This is a genomic window from Pontibacter sp. HJ8 (assembly GCF_054824225.1).
In genome coordinates this window covers 22,693-29,047 of the sequence record NZ_JSYF01000238.1, presented here as the reverse complement: position 1 = coordinate 29,047, position 6,355 = coordinate 22,693, and the positions used below count along the sequence as shown (strand labels likewise).

The 6,355-nt window shown below is 51.2% G+C and carries 5 protein-coding genes; 4 read left to right on the top strand and 1 reads right to left on the bottom strand.

What is annotated here, in order from left to right; translation table 11 throughout:
- Window positions 1-162: 162 nt before the first annotated feature.
- Both OB13_RS11265 and OB13_RS11260 read left to right on the top strand, forming a co-directional pair.
- Window positions 163-714, top strand: a complete 552-nt coding sequence (locus OB13_RS11265; protein WP_461490266.1) for a GNAT family N-acetyltransferase — start codon at window positions 163-165, stop codon at window positions 712-714.
- 57 nt (window positions 715-771) lie between these two features.
- Window positions 772-1,203 (top strand): hypothetical protein, encoded by a 432-nt coding sequence (locus OB13_RS11260; protein ID WP_461490265.1) that lies wholly within the window; start codon window positions 772-774, stop codon window positions 1,201-1,203.
- Window positions 1,204-1,337: 134 nt separating this feature from the next.
- On the opposite strand, the gene OB13_RS11255 is transcribed toward OB13_RS11260, so the two are convergent.
- Complete coding sequence (locus OB13_RS11255) at window positions 1,338-1,673, bottom strand: MGMT family protein (protein ID WP_461490264.1); 336 nt, start codon at window positions 1,671-1,673, stop codon at window positions 1,338-1,340.
- Window positions 1,674-2,141: 468 nt separating this feature from the next.
- On the opposite strand from OB13_RS11255, the gene OB13_RS11250 reads away from it, so the two are divergent.
- Complete coding sequence (locus OB13_RS11250; protein WP_461490263.1) at window positions 2,142-3,227, top strand: efflux RND transporter periplasmic adaptor subunit; 1,086 nt, start codon at window positions 2,142-2,144, stop codon at window positions 3,225-3,227.
- Between the two features lie 16 nt (window positions 3,228-3,243).
- Window positions 3,244-6,342 (top strand): efflux RND transporter permease subunit, encoded by a 3,099-nt coding sequence (locus OB13_RS11245; protein WP_461490262.1) that lies wholly within the window; start codon window positions 3,244-3,246, stop codon window positions 6,340-6,342.
- The last annotated feature ends 13 nt before the right edge of the window (window positions 6,343-6,355 follow it).

Below are 6,355 nucleotides of genomic sequence, written 5' to 3'. Positions count from 1 at the left end.
TTTTATAACAAAACTTCAGCTAAATGTGAGCAAATCCAATATAGTGGTTGCTCCAAAGCAGGGTTCGCTACTAAACAGGAATGTGAAGTATGTAAATGTAGCTAAAAGCTATAAAAAGAAACACATCGAACGCACAGCAGTTAGTACATTAATTCAACCCGGATGAAAGAAGCAAACTCACTTTTGGTAAGAGAAATGGTGGAAGATGACATAGAACATTTCATCCGCTACTGGGTAGATTCATCCTCGGCACATTTAGAAGGCATGGGTGTGGATGTAAGCAAGCGGCCTACCAGAGAGCAGATTGAAAATTTGGTCAAATCTCAGGTCACTCTCCCCATGGAAGAGAAAAAAGCTTACTTTCTGACCTGGATCAAAAACGGCCACCCTGTAGGGAGTTGTCATGTGAACCAGATTGCGTTTGGAGAACAGGCCTTTATGCATGTACACCTCTGGCAGTTGGAAAACAGACAGAAAGGAATCGGAGGTGCATTTGTAAAACAGTCGCTTCCGTTCTTTTTCGAAAACTTAAATTTAACCCAGCTATTTTGCGAGCCTTACGCACTCAATCCCGCACCAAATAAGACGGTAGAAAAACTTGGGTTTGAATTCGTCAGGCAGCATACAACCATTCCGGGAGTTTCTAACTTTGAGCAGGTAGTTAACCTGTGGAGGTTGACCAAAGAGCAGTATCAAGGAATAACGGCAGTATAACAACACCTATAAGCGGGGGCTCTATTTTATAGCACGAGCGCGTTAAACCACTCCCACATGAAAACACGGAATCTATTCCTGCTTCTCCTTCTCCCTTTCCTTTACTCCTGCAACAACGATTGCGAAGGGTTAGAATGTCTTTCAGAAAGCCATTTTGCCGTCACAATAAAGTCAGCTGAAAATGGGCAGGACCTGCTGTTTGGAAATGGCGCGACTATCAATCCAAAGGATGTGGAGGTATACTACCTCATGAACGGTATAAAAAAGGCCGCTCAGGTACACATAGCATCAAGCTCTGTAGAGGTATACCTGGAAAAGGGCTTCAGAGAGTATTACATCACGGCCCTGGACGAAACGGATAACATAGAGGTTGATTTCATCGAACGCCCCTCTTCAGAATGCTGCCCGAGCACCATTGAAATAAATCAAAGAACTGTGAACGGTAGCAAACTAGATGAAAACACCTGGGTTATAGACTTATTCAGATAAGCCGTCCTTATACCTGAAATGATAGGTATAGGTATAGGTATAGCTGCGTAGCCAGCTTTATAATGCCCGCAGCCACGGACAGGTCGCCACTGTCCCTACGAAACTTACTTTTCCAACTCCCAAACTTTCTAACGCTACAACAGTTCTCTGGCCGGGTCCCAGAACAGCTTTTCAAATTCCACCACCTGGTCATTTTTCACCTTTATCCCCTCCTTCTCCAGGTTTTCCTGCATGGCGTTGGGCTGTTCGAAGTGCTGCTTGCCCGTGAGCATACCGACCCGGTTCACCACCCGGTGAGCGGGTATCCGGGTGAGCGGATGGGAGGCGATCAGGGCCCAGCCTACCATGCGGGCGGAGCCCTTGGAGCCCAGGTAACTGGCAATGGCCCCGTAGGAGGTGACTCGTCCTTCCGGTATCAGTTTCACTACCTCATATACATCCTCAAAGAAGTTCTTTTTGCCTTCACTCATATTTTCCAGTATTTATTTTAAAGCTGTTTAAACCTATAAAGCCGGCGTTTGTCTTAGTGTTATACCTGTTTGTAGAGTACGTCTCCCGAATATTTTCTTATCCGGTTGTAACCTGTAAATTTATACGCCTTTATAGTTGTTACCTACTCATCAGGAGCCATTTCGGAATTTTATACCTTTGATGTCAGTTCATCCTATTGAAGGCATAACATAAATTGTTTAAAACGCTCAAAATGAACTTCATACCGGCCACCGCCGCAGCCATAGGTTACTCGTTGTAGAGCAGGATATTTTCAGGAGAAAGTGCCACAATTAGCAGGCCCTGATGATCACCGTAGCAGCATGAGCACAATAAAATAAAGCATAATAACCGACTGCACCTCAAACGCAGGCATTTTAAGAAGTGTAGCAATAATCTGACAAACAAAGGCCACCACTAAACGAATCTACATAACACCCTTACAACTTATGAAAATTAAATACATCATTTACGCCATACTTATACTTGGATTTGGTGCTTTGGTAGCTTATCGCATAAAGCAGAACAAGGGCGAGGGAGCCGGTGGTCCAGGCGTAGGTCCCGGCGGAGCAGGCAGAGGCGGCGCCATGCCGGCCATGCGTGTAAATGGCGTAGTGGTTGAACCTCAGAATTTCTCCAATTCCCTTGCCGTATCGGGCTCCATCGAAGCCAACGAGCAGGTACAGATCAGAACCCAGATTTCGGGCCTGGTTCGCTCCATCTCTTTCGAGGAAGGCAGCCCGGTAAGCAAAGGCCAGGTACTTCTGAAGATTGATGACTCGGAATTAAGAGCCCAACTGGCACAGGCACAGACCCGCCAAAGCCTTGCCGCTGAGAACGAGCGTAGAGCCGGCCTGTTGCTGAAAAAGGAAGCCATCAGCCGCGAAGAATACGACATCGCCCAATCGGAGCTCAAGTCAACCCAGGCCCAGACGCAACTTATCCGGGCACAACTGGACAAAACCACCATCCGGGCGCCTTTTTCGGGCCGCATCGGTTTGCGCTCTATTTCGGAGGGCACCTACATTTCACCCGAAACGATCGTGGCCAACCTGGTAAGCACCAACCCGGTCAAGATCACGTTCTCTGTTCCCGAAAAATACGCCAGCCAGGTGAAGGTGAATACGACATTAAACTTTACGGTGGCCGGATCGGATAAGAAGCAGACGGCAACTGTGTATGCCATCGAGCCTGGTATTGAATCCACTTCGCGCACCCTGCAGTTGCGGGCACGTGCCGCTAACCCCGACAACACCTTACGCCCAGGCAGCTTCGCCAACATCGAGCTGCCCCTGACGGTGATTAAGGATGCCCTGCTGGTACCTACTGAGGCCGTTATCCCGGTGCAGAATGGTAAAAAAGTTTTTGTTACGGAAAATGGTAAAGCAAAAGAAGTCATGATTGAAACATCTACTCGTACAGAGAAAGATGTACTGGTGACTGCAGGCTTGCAGGCAGGCGATACCGTGCTGACCACCGGTATCATGACGCTGAAGCCAGGCGCTCCGGTGAAAGTAGCTGTTGGAGAGAAATAGATAAAGCCTTAGACGTATGAGTTTATCCACCACAAGTATAAAGCGGCCCGTTTTCACGATCGTGATCAACCTGATGCTGATGCTCTTCGGCTTCATCGGGTATAGCTTTCTGGGAGTTCGAGAGTATCCGTCCATCGACCCGGCCATTGTTTCGGTAAGTACCAGCTACACGGGTGCCAACGCCGACATCATTGAGTCGCAGATCACTGAGCCGCTCGAAAAAGCCATTAACTCCATCGACGGTATCCGCAACATTTCTTCGTCGAGTAACCAGGGCCGGAGTAACATCAACATCGAGTTTAACCTCGATAAGAACCTGGAGGAAGCCGCCAACGACGTGCGCGACAAAGTATCGCAGGCGGTGCGCAGCCTGCCGCAGGATATCGATGCGCCGCCGGTCGTATCCAAAGCCGACGCCGACTCCGAGCCCATCATCACCATGACGGTGCAAAGCGCCAGCCGCGACCAGCTCCAACTCAGCGACTATGCCGAAAACGTAATTTCGCAACGCATCCAAACGATACCGGGTGTCAGTAGCGTACAGATCTGGGGGCAGAAACGCTACGCCATGCGCCTCTGGCTCGACCCGATGAAGCTAGCATCGTACGGGCTGACGGTTGGCGATGTACGCGCTGCCCTTAACCGCGAGAACGTAGAGTTGCCATCGGGTAAGATCAGCGGCGAAAACACCGAACTGGTGGTAAAAACGCTGGGTAACATGTCCACGGCCGAGCAGTTCAATAACCTGATCGTTAAGTCAGACGGCAACAAGATCATTCGTTTCAGTGATTTAGGTACAGCAGAGCTCGGCCCTGAAAACCTGGAAACGAAGATGAGCAACTCCGGCCAGCCGATGGTAGGTATGGCGATCATCCCGCAGCCAGGCACGAACTACCTCGATATCTCGGATAAATTTTATGAGCAGTTCGAGAAGCTGAAGAATGACCTGCCCGAAGACATCAAGCTGGATATTGCGATGGATAACACCATCTTTATCAAGCAATCCGTTACGGAAGTTGCGGAAACGATCCTGATCGCGCTGGTACTGGTAATCCTTATCATTTACCTGTTCTTCCGCGACTGGAGCATTGCCTTCCGTCCGCTCATCGACATTCCGGTATCCTTGATCGCCACGTTCTTTATCATGTACCTCTGCGGGTTCTCGGTGAACGTGCTCACGCTGCTGGCCATCGTACTGGCGACTGGTCTGGTAGTGGATGACGGTATCGTGGTAACAGAGAACATCTTCAAAAAAGTAGAAGAAGGCATGTCGCCGATCCAGGCGGCAATCAAAGGATCCAACGAGATTTTCCTGGCTGTAATTTCGATCTCTATCACGCTGGCAGCCGTGTTCCTGCCGGTGATCTTCCTGGAAGGCTTCGTCGGCCGCCTGTTCCGCGAATTTGGCGTGGTGATCGGAGCAGCGGTGCTCATATCAGCCTTTGTCTCGCTCACGCTCACGCCCATGCTGAACGCATACCTGATGAAGAGCGGCGGACATAAGAAATCAAGGTTCTACAACTTCACCGAGCCCTACTACGAGAAGATGAATAGCAGCTATGCCAGCGCCCTTGCCGGGTTTATGAAGCGCCGTTGGCTGAGCTTCCCGATCCTGATCGGTTGCCTTGGCCTGGCTGCGCTGGTTTATACCATGCTTCAGAAAGAAACCGCTCCGTACGACGACCGCAGCATGCTGCGCGTACAGGTATCGGCCCCTGAAGGTGCCTCTTATGAGTACACCGACCGCTTCATGAAGGAGCTCACGCAGCTGGTAAACGACTCAGTACCCGAAAAAGCGGTGAACCTGGTGATCACCTCGCCGGGATTTGGTGGCTCCGGTTCGGTAAACAGCGGCATGATGCGCCTGGCCCTGGTGCCGCCAACAGAACGCGAGCGCTCGCAGAAAGATATAGCAGACTACCTGACCGGCCAGACCCGTAAATATTCGGAAGGCAGGATCATGGTAACGCAGCAGCCAACCATTTCGGTAAACCGCCGTGGGGGCCAGCCGATACAGTACATCATCCAGGCCCCTAACTTCCAGAAACTGGAGGAAAAGGTACCAGAGTTCATGGAAGCAGCCAGCCAGGATCCTACCTTCTCGAACGTGGACGTCAACCTGAAATTCAACAAGCCGGAGATCAACATCACCATCGACCGGGAGAAGGCACAAAGCCTGGGTGTTTCGGTGATCGATGTGGCGCAGACGCTGCAGCTGTCCCTGAGCGGGCAGCGCTTCGGGTACTTTTTGATGAACGGCCGCCAGTACCAGGTAATGGGCCAGTTCGACCGCCCGGACCGCAACGACCCGCTGGACCTGACCTCGCTTTTCGTGCGCAGCAACACCGGACAATTAGTGCAGCTGGATAACCTGGTAACGATGACCGAGCGCAGCAGCCCGCCGCAGCTTTACCACAACAACCGATATATGTCGGCCACCATTTCGGCTGGCCTGTCGCCGGGCATGAGCATTGGCGATGGCATAGAAGCCATGGACCGCATCAAAGCGCAGGTATTAGACGAGACTTTCTCGACAGACCTGGGCGGAGAATCCCGTGACTTTGTGGAAAGTGGCTCGAACACCATGTATGCCTTTTGCCTGGCCCTGTTGCTGATCTACCTGATCCTGGCAGCCCAGTTCGAAAGCTTTGTCGATCCGCTCATCATCATCCTAACCGTGCCGATGGCGGTAGCAGGTGCCATGCTTTCGTTGTGGCTGTTTGGCCAGACCTGGAACATCTTCAGCCAGATAGGAACGATCATGCTCATAGGGCTCGTCACGAAGAACGGTATTCTGATAGTCGAGTTTGCCAACCAGCTCCGGGAACAGGGCAAGCCGAAGATGGAGGCCATCCTGGAAGCTTCCGAGGCACGCTTACGCCCCATCCTGATGACCAGCCTGGCCATTGCCTTGGGTGCGTTGCCGATTGCCCTGGCACTGGGAGCTGCTGCACAAAGCCGTATGGGTATGGGTGTGGTGATTGTGGGTGGTACCATGTTCTCCCTGATCCTGACGCTATTCGTGATCCCGGCCATTTATTCGATGTGGTCCAGAGAGCGCAAGCACCATCCGGAGTTCGAGCAGATAGAAGCCTACGAAAAAGCCACTGTATAACTAACCGATCAAA